15 protein-coding genes are annotated in these 15,682 nt (G+C 61.7%); all 15 read right to left on the bottom strand.

The window, feature by feature from the left end:
- Window positions 1–39: 39 nt before the first annotated feature.
- The 15 genes from AADA15_RS08605 to AADA15_RS08535 all read right to left on the bottom strand — a co-directional run bounded on the left by AADA15_RS08605 (window position 40) and on the right by AADA15_RS08535 (window position 15,605).
- Entirely contained in the window at window positions 40–450 is a 411-nt protein-coding gene (locus AADA15_RS08605) for a PaaI family thioesterase (protein WP_341641147.1), read from the bottom strand.
- A 47-nt stretch (window positions 451–497) separates the two neighbouring features.
- On the bottom strand, window positions 498–1,154 hold the full coding sequence (gene pdeM / locus AADA15_RS08600) for a ligase-associated DNA damage response endonuclease PdeM (RefSeq protein ID WP_341641146.1): 657 nt from the start codon (window positions 1,152–1,154) through the stop codon (window positions 498–500).
- Between the two features lie 38 nt (window positions 1,155–1,192).
- Window positions 1,193–3,610 (bottom strand): ligase-associated DNA damage response DEXH box helicase, encoded by a 2,418-nt coding sequence (locus AADA15_RS08595; protein ID WP_341641145.1) that lies wholly within the window; start codon window positions 3,608–3,610, stop codon window positions 1,193–1,195.
- A gap of 194 nt (window positions 3,611–3,804) precedes the next feature.
- Complete coding sequence (locus AADA15_RS08590) at window positions 3,805–5,112, bottom strand: DUF8689 domain-containing protein (RefSeq protein WP_341641144.1); 1,308 nt, start codon at window positions 5,110–5,112, stop codon at window positions 3,805–3,807.
- 201 nt (window positions 5,113–5,313) lie between these two features.
- On the bottom strand, window positions 5,314–5,832 hold the full coding sequence (locus tag AADA15_RS08585; protein WP_341641143.1) for a prepilin peptidase: 519 nt from the start codon (window positions 5,830–5,832) through the stop codon (window positions 5,314–5,316).
- 3 nt (window positions 5,833–5,835) lie between these two features.
- The gene (locus AADA15_RS08580) at window positions 5,836–6,687 is read right to left on the bottom strand and encodes a tetratricopeptide repeat protein (protein WP_341641142.1); all 852 of its coding nucleotides are present in this window, start codon (window positions 6,685–6,687) and stop codon (window positions 5,836–5,838) included.
- Between the two features lie 47 nt (window positions 6,688–6,734).
- Window positions 6,735–7,349, bottom strand: coding sequence for a tetratricopeptide repeat protein (locus AADA15_RS08575; RefSeq protein WP_341641141.1), 615 nt, complete (start codon window positions 7,347–7,349; stop codon window positions 6,735–6,737).
- Between the two features lie 2 nt (window positions 7,350–7,351).
- Complete coding sequence (locus AADA15_RS08570; protein ID WP_341641140.1) at window positions 7,352–8,332, bottom strand: type II secretion system F family protein; 981 nt, start codon at window positions 8,330–8,332, stop codon at window positions 7,352–7,354.
- Between the two features lie 11 nt (window positions 8,333–8,343).
- On the bottom strand, window positions 8,344–9,312 hold the full coding sequence (locus AADA15_RS08565) for a type II secretion system F family protein (protein WP_341641139.1): 969 nt from the start codon (window positions 9,310–9,312) through the stop codon (window positions 8,344–8,346).
- Window positions 9,313–9,317: 5 nt separating this feature from the next.
- Window positions 9,318–10,757, bottom strand: a complete 1,440-nt coding sequence (locus AADA15_RS08560) for a TadA family conjugal transfer-associated ATPase (RefSeq protein WP_341641138.1) — start codon at window positions 10,755–10,757, stop codon at window positions 9,318–9,320.
- A gap of 27 nt (window positions 10,758–10,784) precedes the next feature.
- Complete coding sequence (locus AADA15_RS08555) at window positions 10,785–12,026, bottom strand: CpaE/TadZ family protein (protein ID WP_341641137.1); 1,242 nt, start codon at window positions 12,024–12,026, stop codon at window positions 10,785–10,787.
- A 150-nt stretch (window positions 12,027–12,176) separates the two neighbouring features.
- Window positions 12,177–12,806 carry an OmpA family protein gene (locus AADA15_RS08550; RefSeq protein ID WP_341641136.1) on the bottom strand — a complete coding sequence of 210 codons (630 nt, stop codon included), beginning with the start codon at window positions 12,804–12,806 and terminating at the stop codon, window positions 12,177–12,179.
- A 20-nt stretch (window positions 12,807–12,826) separates the two neighbouring features.
- Entirely contained in the window at window positions 12,827–14,233 is a 1,407-nt protein-coding gene (locus AADA15_RS08545) for a type II and III secretion system protein family protein (RefSeq protein WP_341641135.1), read from the bottom strand.
- A 227-nt stretch (window positions 14,234–14,460) separates the two neighbouring features.
- The gene (gene cpaB / locus AADA15_RS08540) at window positions 14,461–15,321 is read right to left on the bottom strand and encodes a Flp pilus assembly protein CpaB (RefSeq protein WP_341641134.1); all 861 of its coding nucleotides are present in this window, start codon (window positions 15,319–15,321) and stop codon (window positions 14,461–14,463) included.
- Between the two features lie 107 nt (window positions 15,322–15,428).
- Window positions 15,429–15,605 carry a hypothetical protein gene (locus AADA15_RS08535; protein WP_341641133.1) on the bottom strand — a complete coding sequence of 59 codons (177 nt, stop codon included), beginning with the start codon at window positions 15,603–15,605 and terminating at the stop codon, window positions 15,429–15,431.
- Window positions 15,606–15,682 lie beyond the last annotated feature (77 nt).

Genomic DNA, 15,682 nt, shown 5'->3' with positions numbered 1-15,682 from the left:
GCACCCGCCCAAGGTTCTCGGCGGGTGTTTTCGTGTCATCTAGGGCGTGACCGGCACCATGGTGCCCTGGAGGATGGCAATCAGTTTTTCCTCGCCCCCGGTGATGGCATGCACTTCAGATGTTACCACCACCAGGCGTCGACCCGGTTTGATCACGGTGCCCGTGGCGCGCAACCGATCCCCGATGCCCGGCGCCAGAAGGTTGATCTTGATCTCTGCTGTCATCACTTCCTGGTCTTCGGGCAGAAGACTGAGCGCGGCATAGCCCGCAGCGCTGTCGCCGATGGCAAAGGTCAGCGCGGCATGTGCGGCGCCATGTTGCTGACGGCTGGTTGGCAGGATGGGCGCGGAGATCACCACCTTGCCCGGCTCCACACTGTCGAGAGTGGCGCCAAGGGTGGTCATCATGCTTTGGCGGGCGAAACTGTCTTGGATGCGTGTTGTGCTCATGGCCCGAGTTTAGACGCGGGATCTGCCCGAGGGAACAAGACGTTGCGTCAGCGTGGCATCGGGCAGGGCAGGGGCGTCGGCCCAGTCAGGATGGCGACCGCTTGCGGTGCCATAAGTCCTGCGAGAGCCGGATCGCTGGTGCGCAAGCCCCCTGTGTAGGTGCCGAACGCGGGCAGGATCAGCCGGGTATGATCCAGCAGAAAAGCAGGACGCGCGCTTCCCCGGCTGAGGCGCGCCTTTGGGTGATAGTGGCCTGAGACCTCTCCGGGCTTTGCATCCGCGCGTGCGATATGGCGAAAAGTGAGGGGCCCGATAGTGATCTCATCGCAGCTTTGTCCGCCAAAGCGCGTCGCGCCGGGGTCATGGTTGCCCTCGATCCAGATCCACTCCCGCGCCACTACCATCTGGCGCAAGTCTTCGGCTTCCGGCGCGGGCAGAACCTCGGCGGCGGCTAGGTCGTCGAAACTGTCGCCAAGGCACAGGACCGTATCTGGCGAAAACTGCTCGATCAGGGCGGACAGCCTGTTCAGCGTATCGCGCACCTCATAAGGCGGCAGGGCCGCGCCACCGCGCCTGAGGTGACGTTCGGATTTGCCTAGGTGCAGGTCCGACACGCACAAGAGCCGGTGGTCGGCCCACCAGAGGGCGCCGCTGCCAAGGGCGATAAGCCGGGTGCCCGCAAGGGTGAAGTCATAGCCACTCATGAGCGTCTGATCGCCGGTTTCTGGTCTGCCCGCAAGCCTCATTGTGCGAGGGTTTCAAGGCGCGAAGCGCGCATCAGTTCCGCCGCTTCCTGCTGCATCAGCTTTTCGGCGCCCGCGCCCTGCACGGGCACCCTGCCGGCCTCCAGCAAGAGCGGCGCTGCCAGCGGGCTGATCCGGCTCAGGCGCCGCAGGCTGATGCGGCCCCGGATGCGATCCGTCATTTCCTCGATACGGGCAAAATCCACAAGGCCGCTCAGCGCCTCGTCGCGAGTGATGTCCAGAAGCAGGTGATTGGGGTCGTATTTGCGCAGCGTGTCATAGAGAATGTCGGACGAGAAGGTCGCCTGCCGCCCGGACTTGCGGCTGCCGGGGGTGTTGCGTTCAATGAGGCCTGCAATGGTAGCGGAGGCGCGAAAGGCGCGTTTCATCACGGCGTTCCCGGCCAGCCAGCGCTCCAGCCCATCGCGCAAGGCCTGCCCGTCCAGCAGGGGGGCAGGATCAGTCAGTTCAGACAGCCCCCAGATCAGCGTGGCGTAATCGGTTGCGACAAATCCGAGGGGATCAAGGCCCAGCTCCTCCATCCGTTTCGTGGCCAGAAGTCCCAGCGTCTGTTGCGCATTGCGTCCTGCAAAGCCGTACAGACAGGCGTGTTCACGGCCTTGATGCGGGAATGTTTCGATCAGCATCTCGCCTACACGCGGCAGTTCGGATACCTCGCGCTGCAGAGCCAGCCAGTCGGATGTATGTGCGGGCAGGTCGGGCCATGCGTCCTGCGCCAGAAGGTCAAGAATGCCCTGGCTCAGCTGTGTGGAGGTGGCGAATTTTGTGCCCGAGAAGACCGCGATCTTGGGTTTGCGCCCCCGGTCGCGGCTGACCTCGACGGTCATTTCGCGCAAACTCTCGTAGCGCACGATCTGCCCGCCGATCAGGAAGGTGTCACCGGGGGTGAGCGTGGCAGCAAAGGCCTCTTCGATCTCGCCCAGAGGCTTGCCGCCGCGGCTGCGCTTCATGCGCACTTTCAGAAGGTCGGCGTCCTGAATGGTGCCGATGTTCATGCGGATACGCGCGGCAGAGCGGGGATCGCGCAGTTGCCATAGCCCATCCGGGCGCTGCAGCAGGCGCTGCCATTGGTCATAGGCGCGCAGGGCATAGCCGCCGGTGGCACAAAAGTCGAGGCAAGCGTCGAAGGCGTCTCGGGTGAGAGAGGAATAGGCGCCGGTGCCGGTGACTTCGGCAAAGAGCGCATCGGCCTCAAACGGCCCCGCGCAGGCGCGGATCAGGATATGCTGGCACAGCACATCGCGCGGCCCCGGTTGGCGTGGATCGCCGTCCAGCTTGCCCTCTTTGACAGCCTCAAGCGCGGCCTGACACTCCACCACCTCGAACCGGTTGGCGGGCACTAGCAGCGCCTTTGACGGAGCGTTGTAGCGGTGATTGGCCCGCCCGATCCGCTGCACAAGGCGTTTGACGTTCTTGGGCGCACCGATCTGGATCACCAGGTCTACGTTGCCCCAGTCGATGCCAAGGTCGAGCGAGCCTGTGCAGACCACCGCCCGCAAGTCATTCGCGACCATCGCTGCCTCGACCCGCTCGCGCTGCACCCGGTCGAGTGAGCCGTGATGGATGGCGATGGGCAGCGCGTCCTCATTGGCAAGCCAGAGATTGTGAAAAAAGATCTCAGCCTGGGCACGGGTGTTGTGAAAGATGAGCGTGGTCTGATGGGTACGGATTTGCTCCAGAACGGCAGGGATCGCATAGGCCGCACCGCCCCCGGCCCAGGGGGGCGCCTCGGCAGTCTCCAGCATGGCGATGTCGGGCGCGGGGCCGGGGTCTGCCTCGACAATCGTGCAGGGATCGGGGTGGCGGGCCAGGTAACGCGCAATGGAGGCAGGATCGTCCACCGTAGCGGACAGGCCTACACGGCGTAAGTTGGGACAGAGGCTTTGCAGGCGCGACAGGGCCAGCATCAACTGATCGCCCCGTTTGCTTTCCGCGAGGGCGTGGATTTCGTCGATGACGATGCGTTTGAGGCCCTTGAACGTGCGCTCGGCGTCTTCGTAAGAGACCATCAGCGCAAGGCTTTCCGGTGTGGTTAGCAGGATATGCGGCGGGTCTGTGCGCTGGCGTTTGCGACGTGACTGGGGCGTGTCGCCGGTCCTTTCGTCGATGCGGATGGGCAGACCCATCTCTGCCACAGGGCCGGTGAGGTTACGCTTTATGTCCGCAGCCAACGCCTTTAGGGGCGAGACATAGAGCGTGTGAAGGCCATCATGTGTGTTGCCCGCGAGGTCCGCCAGCGTTGGCAGGAAACCGGCCATGGTCTTGCCACCGCCGGTTGGGGCAATCAAGAGCGTCGCGGGATCCCCTGAACGGGCCAGCATCTCTGCTTGGTGCGGGTGCAGGCTCCATGCGCGGGTTTTGAACCAGTCAGAGATCTGAGGGGGCAGGTGATCCATGTTCCCTATTTAGTCCGCGTGGCGGTCTGCGCAAATCCCAAAAGGGGCGAAGGCTCCCGCGCCCGCAGGTGCATCGGCTGCGCCGATACCCCTTGGCGGCCTTGGGCCCGGCGCCGCGCAGGCGCGGCGCCGGGCCCAACGGGAGGAGGTCTTTTGTCCAAAAGGCCGACGACGGGCGGGAGTGCCCGGCCTGCCTATTTCACGATGGTTTCGTCCTTGACGAACATGTTGGCCCAGGCGCGGTCGATCAGGTCGGGGCTCATTTGATAGGGGATGCCCTCGAAATCGCAGATTGCCATCATCTGATCGATCAGGAAGACTGGCTGATAGTTGGCGTAGACATTGCCGATAGTTGGGTATTTGGTCTTTAGGAGGTGCACCAAGGTCGCCTCATCCAGGGGCACGCCTTTCTTGCGTGCCACCAGCGCAAAGATCTTGAGGAAGTTCTCCTGATCCGGCCCGTCGATCTTGATTTTGAAAAAGATCCGGCGCAGCGCCGCCTGGTCGAAGATCTCGTTCGGGTGAAAGTTGGTGGAGAAGATCACCAGCGTATCGAACGGGACCTCGAACTTTTCCCCCGATTGCAGGGCAAGGATATCGCGGCCCTCTTCCAGCGGCACGATCCAGCGGTTGACCAGCGCCTGGGGCGGCTCTGCCTGGCGGCCAAGGTCATCGACGATGAAGATGCCGCCGGTGGATTTCAACTGCAGAGGTGCCTGATAGGTGCGTGCTGTGGGGTTGTAGACCAGATCGAGCATCGACAGGGACAGTTCACCGCCGGTGACAACGGTGGGGCGCTCGCATTTGACGTAGCGGGTGTCAAACCGGCGGGCCCGGCGCAGGGCATTGGGATCCTCGGCCTCTTCGGGGGCTGCCGTGTGCACGATGGGGTCATAGACGGTGATCACCTGACCGGCGTATTCGATGGCGCGTGGAACATAGACGCAATCGCCCAGGGCATCGCGAATGCCGTTGGAGATCGAGGATTTACCGTTGCCGGGTGGGCCATACATCAGGATCGACCGGCCCGCGCTGACGGCGGGGCCGAGGTGATCCAGCAGGCTATCGGGCAGGATCAGGTGGCCCATGGCCTGGGTCAGTTGCTGACGGGTCACCATGATGTTGCGGATCGACTGGCGCTCGACCTGTTCGCGGTAGACATCGAGTGGCACCGGCATGGCGCCGTAGTATTCCGATTGGCTGAGTGCATCCAGCGCGCGCGCGCGGCCGGCATCTGTCAGTTGATAGCCCATCTCGTTGCCGCTGTTGGCGTTGAGCGTGCCCGTCGCCTCCAACAGCTTTTGCTCGCGGGCCATGTCGACCAGTTCCTGCGTGACGGGGATCGGAAGGCAGATGGCCGCAGCAATATCGCTGACCAGGTCAGCATTCTTGCGGAACATCGTTTTGAGCAGGATATCCCGCATCATCACGATGGGAAGCTGCATCTGGGCAAGCCCGCGCGGCGCGGGCGGCGCCACCACGGCGCTAGTCTGCATATTCATGTCACGGCCTGTCTGTTCAACCTGCTCCCCTGAAGGCGGCCTTGTGGGGGAGGGCCCACTCAGCCCCGCCATCAGGGGATCCACTCCTGAAGATCAGTCTACGCGTCACTGTGGCAAGAGAACGGCAATGCTGGTGCATTTCCGGGAAAACGCGCGCCGTGCAGGCGCCGTTTTCTGCGGTATTTTATTAAAGAGCCCGGTTCAGCCCGCAGCCGGGCTTCCCAAAAGCGCGCCCAGGATAAGGTAGATGGCAAGCGTTGCCCCAAGACAGAGACCCATTGGAAACTTGCTGCCCACGTTCCAGCTGAGCCAGTCGGGGGCGAGTCTGCGCAGCGGGGTGTGTTTCACGAGCCTGTGTGTCACAAACCCAGCCAGAAGGTTTGCAGAGAAGATCATCATCAGTGCGGGGAGGTCTGACAGGGCCACCAGAGGCGCGGCCGCACCTGCAAACTTGGCATCCCCCGCGCCGATCATGCCGGCGGAGTAAAACAGGAACCCCAGCGCAATGCCGACGGGCAGGTGCAAAAGCTGCCAGCCATAATCGGCCCAGGTCGGCATCACGAAGATCCCAACAATGATGTAAACCAGCCCGAGGCAATCATTGATCCAGTTGGGAATGCGCATGCCGCGCAGGTCTGTCAGCGCCGCCGCATAGCAGAGCGGCAGCACGAAGGGCAGAAACCACAGGGCGACATGGGCCGGGATGGCCAGGTGCATCATGGATCAGCCGTTTTCAAGCGCCGCAAGGGAGCGGGCGGCGGCCTCGAAATGCTGCGGATGGGTCGCAAGGGCTTCGCGCAGAAGGTTCTCACCGGTTTTGACGTCGCCCTGCTTGACCGCGGACAGGGCCATTGTGTGCAACAGCTGTGCGCGTTCGGTCTGATCCAGCGGGATCACCGGCAGCGTGTAGTTGCGCTGGGCGCCGCGGGCCAGAACCAGGTTGTTCTTGGCAGTGAAAAGTGTCGGGTCCTGGCGGATCGCATCGCTGAACAGGCGCTCGGCCTCGGCGAATTGGCCGCGCGAAAGCTTGGAATAACCCCAGTTGTTCATCACCTTTGCGGGCTGTGTCGTCAGGCCCGTCGCGATTTCATAGAAACTGTCGGCGCGTTTCCATTCCTTGTTGGCATCCGCGACCATCGCTTCCAGACGGTAGCGGCGATAGGTTTCATGGGTGGGAGGGACAGAGTCCAGCGCGTCTTCTGCACCTTTCCAGTCACCGACACGGATCAGGGCGTCCGCCAGCGAGATGCGGTCCTCGACAGTGGCCTCTGCATGGGCCGCGACCTTCTTCCAGGCGCCTGCGGCTTCGGTGTTGCGCTTGGCCCGGATCAGCGAGGTGGCAAGACCACGCTGGAAATCGATGCGATCAGGCGAGGATTTAAGGGATTTCTGGAAATAGCTCACGGCCTCGTTCGGGTCGGCCACGGAGAGCATCACCTCGTTGAGGTTGTGCGCATCCACGACATTGACCTCTTCAAAGGCGCGTTCAACGGTTTCTTTGCCATCGGGTTCCGCACAGGCCGAAAGGGCAAGAACGCCCACAAGCCCTGTCGTCACAAGAATAAACTGGCGCATTTTATGCGTCCTTTTGCTGCTCTGCCCTTGCGGATCTGATGGCTGGCCTAGGGATTCTTTCCGATCCGATAGCTGCCGCCGCCTTGCCGCATCAATGTGAAGTCGCTTCGACTTTCGTTTTGCGGATCACTATGCGCGGAATTTTCAAGTTTTTCGAGTGCCCGGCGCAAATTATCCCGGATTGCGTCACTTTCGCCATTGTCGAGCGCATAGGCCCGGCGCAGGATCTGCGCGGCTTCGGGCGTTTTACCCCGCTCCATCAGGACAACACCAAGGTTGTTCATAGCCTCTGGCCAGTCGGGAGCCGCCTTGGTGGCGCGGCGCAGCAGCGCTTCGGCCTGACCCAGGCGCCCAAGGCCGAGGTTCGCCGATCCCATGCCGGACAGCACCTCGGGTGTCAGCCCCTGGTCCAATGCGGCCCGGTTGAAGGCATCGAGTGCCAGCTCGTATTCGCCCGCATCCATCAGGCGATGGCCGACCACCAGACCGTCTTCGGCCTGCTTGCGCAGATCCACGCCGGGCGCCCAGGGGCTGTCAGGCTCTTCCCGTGCGAACTGCGGTGCACAGGAGGATGCGACGAGAAACGCCACCAGCGCGGCGGCGCGGGCGGCGGAGTGTGAGGGGCAGGGGCGGAGTTCCGCCGCCCTGCGCAGCCTGGTCATGATCAGTTACCCATATTGCCCATATTCGAGATGCCTTCCACCGAAGGTCCGACCAGAATGATCAGAAGCGGAGGCACCGTCAGGCCCATTGTGGCAAGAGTCATTTTCACAGGCAACTTGTTTGCCGCCTCTTCGGCGCGCATCACGCGCTTGTCGCGCATCTCGTCCGCATAAACCCGCAGCGCATCAGCGATGGATGTACCAAAGGCCTGGGACTGGATCATCACGGTGACAAAGGAGGATATGTCCTGCACCCCGCAGCGGGTGCCCATATCGCGCATCACCTTTTCCTTTTCCTTGCCCGCCTTCATCTCATAGGCAACGATTTCGAATTCTTCGGCCAGCGCGGGGTAGGAGGCGTGCAGCTCCTTTGCGACGCGCACGATGGACTGGTCAAGAGACTGCCCCGCCTCCACGCAGACCAGCATCATGTCCAGCGCGTCGGGAAAGCCTTGGGTGATCTGTTTCTTGCGCTCTTCGATGCGGCGGGTGATCCAGTATCTGGGGAGCATGTAGCCTGCACCGCCGGGACCAAGAATGCGAAGGGCCAGCTGCTGGCTGTCAAATTCGGTCCCGGCTTTCATCACAAAGACGTAGAACAGCCCGGCGCCCAGCCCCAAGAGGCCCAAGGCAAACTGGGCAAAGTGAAACAGGCGCACCGAATCTTTGGAGGCATAGCCCGCCTGGCGCAGTTTCAGTTCCATCGCAGACAGCTCTTCGGCGTTCTGCGGCTCCAGGAACGAAGCAAATTTTTGCAGCTGCTCGTTGCGGTTGCCCTGGCGCAGGCGCTCTTTCTGCTGTTTGGGCTGTGTCTCGGGCGACATGTCCTTCTGCAGCTTCTTGAGCGGATCTTCGGGCTGATTGAGCAGCAGGGGAATCGCCAGAACGATCATCAGAAGGCCCAGAATGCCAATGGCAAGGAGCGGCCCGAAGGCACCAAACTGATCAGTCAGGAAACCGTTCAAGTCGGATAGGATGGACATGGAACTTCTCCTCAGACCTCAATGTTGGTGAGCATCTTCATGACGAACAGATTGATCGTCAGCATGATCCCGACCACGAAACAGGCGGGAATGAACCAGGGGTGGTCAAGGACGTTGTCATAGTAGTTGGGGTCTCTGACCAACAGAACGCCCAGGGCGAACAAGGGAAAACCGGACAGGAATTTGCCCGACCATTGCGCTTCGGCGGTGATGGCCTTCACCTTGCGGAACAGGCGGAAGCGGGCGCGGATCACCTTGGCAAGGCCAGCCAGAACCTCGGCCAGGTTACCGCCCGACTGCTGCTGGATCGTGACCGCAACCGCCAAAAACCGCATGTCCTGCAGATCCAGCCGCTCTGCCATTTCCTTGAGCGCCTCACCGATGTCGCGCCCATAGGCCGATTCATCCGCGATCATGCCGAATTCCGAGGCCAGAGGATCTTCGATTTCGTTGGAGACGATCTGAATGGCTGATGAAAAGGGGTGCCCGACCCGCAGGGACCGCACCATCAGTTCGACCGCGTCCGGCAGTTGCTCTTCGATCAGCGCCATGCGTTTGCTGGCTTTCTTGTTCACCCAGAAAAAGACCCCGCCCACGCCGATGATTATCGAACCGAGGGCCCGCACCGGCATCGGGGCGGCGGTTCCGACACTGAGCGCGATAAAGGCGATGACGGCCACCCCGGCCATGATCATCATCAGCTGCTGCGGCGTGAACGCGATCGCGGCCTTTTGGGCGCGCTCGGCCAACAGGGAGTACAGCGGGATGGACTGTGATTTCCCGTGCTGTTTCAGTTCTTTGCGGAGCTGCTCCAGTACTTCTTCGCGGGTATTGCCCTTCTCCAGCATCTCAAGCCGACGGCTGACCTTGCTGTTCAGGCGGATCGATTTGCCAAAGACGACCAGATAGATTCCCTCGACCAGCACGATGACGCCGACGAAGATCAGACCGTAAATCAGCGGTTCGATGGGCACTTGCATCTCTGTTACTCCATCCGCGTGGGTTCATAGATCGAGGGCGGCAGATCGTAGCCCCAAAGGCGGAACCGCTCGGAGTAGTGGCTGCGCACGCCGGTGGCGGTGAAATGGCCGATGATCTTGTTGTCGGGTGTCAGGCCCACACGCTGAAAGCGGAAGATCTCCTGCATCGAGATCACATCGCCTTCCATTCCGGTGATCTCGGTGATCGAGGTCATCCGGCGCGAGCCGTCCTGCAGACGCGAGGCCTGCACGATGACATTCACAGCCGATGAAATCTGGCTGCGTACTGCCTTGATCGGCATTTCGATGCCTGCCATTGCGATCATGTTCTCAAGGCGCGACACGCCATCACGGGCCGAGTTCGCGTGGATCGTGGTCATCGACCCGTCATGGCCGGTGTTCATGGCCTGCAACATGTCGATGACCTCTTCGCCGCGGGTCTCGCCCACGATGATCCGGTCCGGGCGCATCCGCAGGGCGTTCTTCAGACAGTCGCGCGGGGAAACCTCGCCCTTGCCCTCGACGTTGGGCGGGCGGCTTTCCATCCGGCCCACATGGGTCTGTTGCAGCTGCAATTCGGCGGTGTCCTCAATGGTGAGGATCCGCTCGGCATCGTCGATAAAGCTCGAAAGCGCGTTGAGCGTCGTGGTCTTACCAGACCCCGTACCGCCCGAGACGATAATGTTCAGGCGCGTGGAAACGGCGGCTTGCAGATATGCAGCCATTTCTTCCGTAAAGGCGCCGAAGCTGACGAGATCATCAATGCCCAGCTTGTCTTTCTTGAATTTCCGGATCGACACCAGCGATCCATCCACCGCAATGGGCGGCACCATTGCGTTGAAACGCGAACCGTCCGCCAGGCGGGCGTCCACGTAGGGGTTGGATTCATCGACGCGCCGCCCCACGGCCGAGACGATCTTGTCGATGATCCGCATCAGATGCTTTTCATCCTTGAAGGTGACGTCCGACAGCTGCAGCTTGCCTTCGCGCTCCACAAAGATCTGCTGGGGGCCGTTCACCAGGATATCGCTGACCGTTTCATCCTGCAGCAGCGACTCCAGCGGACCAAGGCCGGTGACTTCGTCATAAAGCTCCTTGTTGAGCGTCATGCGGTCTTCGCGGTTGAGAACGATGCCTTTCTCTTCGAGGATCTCACCGGCAATCTGCGCGATCTCGGCCCGCAACTCCTTCTCGCTGGCCTTTTCCAGCGCGGAAAGGTTCAGGTTGTCCAGCAGTTCGCGGTGGAGCTGAACCTTGATTTCGCCCAGACGTTCCTTGCGCTTGCGGTCTTTGTCAGCGGGTGCAGCCTCGGCCATGTTGCGGGTAACCGGACGGCGCAGCGACGCAGCCGCAGCCGGTGTCTCGGCGGGTCCAGCGGTCGGCGCGGGCGCTGCGGCCGGAGCCGGGCGCGCGCTGGGTGCTTGCTTCTTGTATTTCGAAAACAACTCTTTTTCCCCCGGAGTTCCTGCAGGTTAGGCGGCTGCGTCCGCTTCGCTCTGGCCCAGTTCATGAAGCGACTGGGCGAGTTTCGCGATTTCCTTGCGCAGCGGGTTCTTGGCATTGGACAGGGCCAAGGGCAGGCCGTGATCGCAGCTTTGCAGGACCGGTTTGCCACCGTCCGGCAGTTGCAGGTCGATCGAAATGCCGAGGCTGTCCCCCATGCGTTTGACACGGGATTTGCCGCTGAGGTCGGTGAACTTGGGCGCCCGGTTCAGCACGAACCGCAGCTTGTCAAAGGGCAGCCCTTCGGATTGCAGGGCGCGTTTCATCCGCACCGTGTTCTGGGCCGAGCGCATGTCGAGCTCAATCACTGCAAAATAGACATGAGCCAGCTGCAGGATGGTTTCGGACCATTGCACCAGCGTGTGCGGCAGATCCACCACCACAAAATCGAAATGGCTGCGGGCCATCTCGATCACCCGTTCCACGTCCTCTGGCGTGATGATCTCAAGCGGGATCATATCCGATGGTGCCGTGAGGACCTGCAATTTTTCCTGGAACGGCAGCAGGGCCTGCCCAAAGACCTCTTCGTCCAGACTGTCCGTCTCGCTCAGCATCTCCATCACGGCTTCGCGGCGCGGCAAGTCGAGATAGGTCGAGACCGACCCGTACTGCATGTCGAAATCGAGCAAGCAAACGCGCGGCTCCTTGCTTTTGCTGAGTTCCGCCAGCTCCCAGGCAAGGTTCACGGCCAGTGTCGTCGATCCGGTGCCCCCGGCCAGCCCGTGACACACGATCAATGCACCTTCGCGGCGGCTGCCACTTTTCAGCTGGTGCGGATTTTCCGCCGCGGCGGCGGGCTGGGGCGCGGGTGCGCTCAGCCGGTCGATTGCGGCCTGCAGTTCCTGCTCGGGAAGCGGATAGGGGATGAACTCATCAGCGCCGAGGCGCAGCAAAGAATGAAGGGCGGCGGGAGTCACATCTTCAGCGATCAGGATCACCTTGATGCCCTTGGCATGGGCCTCGGTGATGATGTTGCCCATCAGGGGCAGGTTTTCTTCATCCTCGCTGTCCATGGCCATGGCCACGAATTGAAGCGATTCGGCTTCGGGCTGGTTGAAAAAGGCCAGCGCCTCGGAAAACCCGAGATCACCCCATGCCTCGCCCAGTGCCGTTTCCATGTCTTCGATCAAGAGGTCGAAATTCTGCACATCGCGGCTGATGGTACAGGCAACAATGGCAGGTGTATCAGTTTGCGGCAGTTCGCTGCTCATCGCCAACATCCTCTTAGTCTCAAGGCGTATCGCCTCCTTCAGCCGGGGCGTATTTCACCTCTTGTAGAGAATGTCTGTTAAGATCTTGACCACAATTGGGCCAAAAGCATCCAATTGTAGGGAAAAGTTAAGGGGTTTTAGGAGGGAATTTTATTCCAAGGTGGATTGCAGGGTCTGCTCGGCTGTCAGGGTGGTGGCCGGAACCGCGCTGGCGATGTATTCGCGATAGACGATCTGAGCGTATTTCCCATCCAGAACAGTGGGGTGGCGCTTGAGGAAGCCGCTGACCTCGGTCACGGTGCGCCTGTTGCGCCGCTCGCGCTGTTGCGTGACGATCAGGGGTTGGGTTTCTCCATAGGAGACCAGAGCTTCGAGCCGCGCACGGCTGATTCCCCTGGATACCAGATAATTCACGGCCGCTTGGGCGCGCCGTTTGCCAAGACGTTTGTTATAGGCCGCGCTGCCTACGGCATCGGTGTGGCCATAGACGCGGAAACGCACCTCGGGGAACTGCTTGATCCATTGGGCCTGCTGATCCAGCGTCGCGCGCGCCTCTCCATCCAGCTGTGCGCTGTCGAAATCGAATGTGATGGTGGTCGGAACTTCTTCGGCAAAGCGACCCGCCAGTTGGATGGCATAGTCGCGCTCGCCGCTCATGACGGCGGCGTTGTTCAGCGTGGAATGGCCGAAAACACTGCTCGACAATGGCTCTCCGGCTTCGCGGGTCGCGCAGGCGGCGGTGGTCAGCATGAGCGCCAAGGCAGCGGATTTCTTGATCATCGGCCCCATCTTTCTTCAGGTCAGTCCATTACATAGCCATAGGAGCCGTTGAAGTCCTGTTTTGCAACCTCGCTTGCGGGGCCGGACCGGCTGCGCGCGGTGCGTCCGAACAGGAACAGGTCCGCTTCGCTGGGTGGTTTGATGCGGTCGGTGGGTAGCGCCAGCGCTTCGCCCCGCGTGGGGGTGACAAGATGAGCGCTGACGATGATGACCAATTCTGTCTGCGACCGCTGGTAGTCAGCGCTGCGGAACAGGGCGCCCAGCACCGGAACATCGCTGATCCAAGGCAATTGTGATGCATTATCAAGGAATTCGTCCTTGATCAGCCCGGCGATTGCAAAGCTTTCGCCGTCGCGCATTTCAACCGTTGTCGAGGTTTCCCGGCGCGAGAAGGCGTTGATCGACAACCCGTTCAGTTCAAGCGTATTGGTCGGATCGATGGCAGAGACAGCAGCCTTCAGCTCGAGGTTCACGATATCCTCGTCCACCACGCGGGGGATGAAGTTCAGCTCGATCCCGAAGGGCTTGAAATCAACGGTGATCAGCCCGTCTTCCTGAGCGACCGGAACCGGGTACTCGCCGCCTGCCAGAAACTTCGCCTCCTGGCCGGACAGCGCCGAGAGGTTCGGCTCGGCGAGCGTGCGCACGACGCCTTTCTGTTCCAGCGCTTCCAGAAGCAGGCCGACCTGCACCGAGCCGACGTTGAAGCCGAACAGGATCGCGCCGGTGTTGCTGTTGGCGGCAGGGATATTCCCCGAGAGAGCATTGGTCAGCGCGCCCTGGTTGTTCAGCGTATTGACGCCGCCATTGACGCCGAAGCTGTTCCCGCCGTTCACACCCAGAGACGAGCTGAGCGATTTGGAGACCGAGCGCTGCATCTCGGCAAAGCGGACTTTCAGCATGACCTGCTGGACACCGCCCACCGACATCAGGTTGCTGACCCGATCCGGCGCATACCGTTCGGCCAGATCCAGAGCGCGCTGGAGCCGCGCCGAGCTTGAGACCGTGCCGGACAGGACGATGCCGTCATTGGCGGTGCGGACCTCGATCTTTTCGCCGGGCAGGATCTGGCGCAGGCGTTCCTTGAACTCGGTCACATCGGCTGCAACGCGCACATCGACGTTCGTGATCAGGCGACCGGATGCATCCAGCAGCGTCAGCGTGGTCAGACCCGGCGATTTGCCGAGCACGTAAATGGTGCGGTCAGACAGCGAGGAAATATCGGCGATGCTGGGATTGGCGATGCTGAGTTCCGCGAAAGGAACGTCGCTTTCGACCACCACGGCGCGGTTCATCGGCACGTCCAGAGACGCGGACGCCCCCTTTTTTACAACGCGCACACCATTGGCCTGAGCCCCATCGGGGGCCGCCACGCATACCAACGCAAGCCCGGTCAGGGCCGCAGCAAGAAACCTTCGAAATGCCATGTGACCTGCCTTTCCGATCACGCCTCAACTTCGGGTCTTTTTGCCCGATAATTTTGTGCAGTCTGCGGCAATTCCCTCAATATTGCAAGAAACAAAGGCCGCGTGCGGGGCGGAGCGGTCTGGCTGGTGTGGGGTAGGGGCAACATCACAAAAAAACCGCCACCCGGTGACGGGCGGCGGTGGGTGGCCAGGGTCTGGTGCTGGAACGCCCCTCCTGGCTGGGCAGATCAGTTTGAGCAGGGGATCGGAATTTCCACCACTTCCGCGCCGCGGCGGGTGCGGATGGTGCAAACCCGTTCTTCCTGGGCGATGACCGGCGCTTCCACTTCGCTCAGGCCAAGCAGTTTGCGCTGGTCGACTTCGACCATGGCGGCCACTGTATCATCTTCGGCGCCGACAAGAGCGAGGGACAGCTTGCCTGTGCTCTGGGCCTGAGCCAGCGCGGCGACCTGTTCAGGACGGGCCGCGACGGTGACGGTGCGGGCGATGACTGCGCCATTGATGTCGCCGCCGGCGCTTTGGTCAACGGCGATCAGTTCCACATTCGTTTCGATCAGGCGCGTCACGTCGCCCTGAACACCCGCAGTCGCCCCGCGCACAGCGCCGGTCCAGTAGACGTCCACCCGGTCACCGGGCCGCAGGAAGCCCGAGACGCCGGAGGCGACATCGACCTTGATCGCAAAGGCGCGCATGCCGCGTGCAAGGCGCGAGGTGATACCGGCATCCTCACCCGGGGCGGTCACCTTGATGGCCATGAGCGGCTCATCCTTTTCCATTGTGCGCAGCACCACGCGTGGCTCGTCCGCGCGCTCGGGCGGAAACAGCGCCTCGAGGCTGGTAAAGGCTCCTTCGGGCACCGACTCTTCCGGCCAGCGCACCTTGCGAACTGCGTCTTCTGTCAGCCGCTCGCCGTATTTGAGCTGTTTCGTGGCAACAAAGATATCCGTGGTCGGAACAACGTCCGCACGGTTCGCCCGCTCGCGGGCCAGTTCATTTTGATAGGCCGAGATATAGTTCTTCGCCATCATAACGGCGCCACCGGCCAAGGCGACACCGACAATCAGCACGAGTCCGAAAACCGCACGCATTGTGGTACCTCTCATTCATCATGTTGCCGACCCGCATTTTGGGGACGGTGTCGGTTGCGGCCGGGCGGTGCTGCGCTCTGTCGTAGGTCAAGTGAGCGCAGCGGGCCCTAGCCGAACGTCCAGTTGGCCATATAGGCCATCAGCGCGTCTGCCAGCCCCATGGCACCGTCCTGCATCGCCGAAGCGATCAGCACGCAAAGACCGATGATCGCTGCGGTCAGGACCACCCAATCAACCGTCACCGCGCCCTCGTCCCTGGCTAGAAAGGTCCAGATCTTTTTCATCTCGGGCAGCTCTCTCAAACGGGTTAGGGGAAAAAAGGCCGCGCCCTTGTCACGAAAGGCGCGGCCCAAAAAGCTTG

It is taken from the genome of Phycobacter sedimenti (assembly GCF_038148855.1).
GTDB lineage: Bacteria > Pseudomonadota > Alphaproteobacteria > Rhodobacterales > Rhodobacteraceae > Phycobacter > Phycobacter sedimenti.
This window is presented reverse-complemented; position numbering and strand designations above follow the sequence as displayed.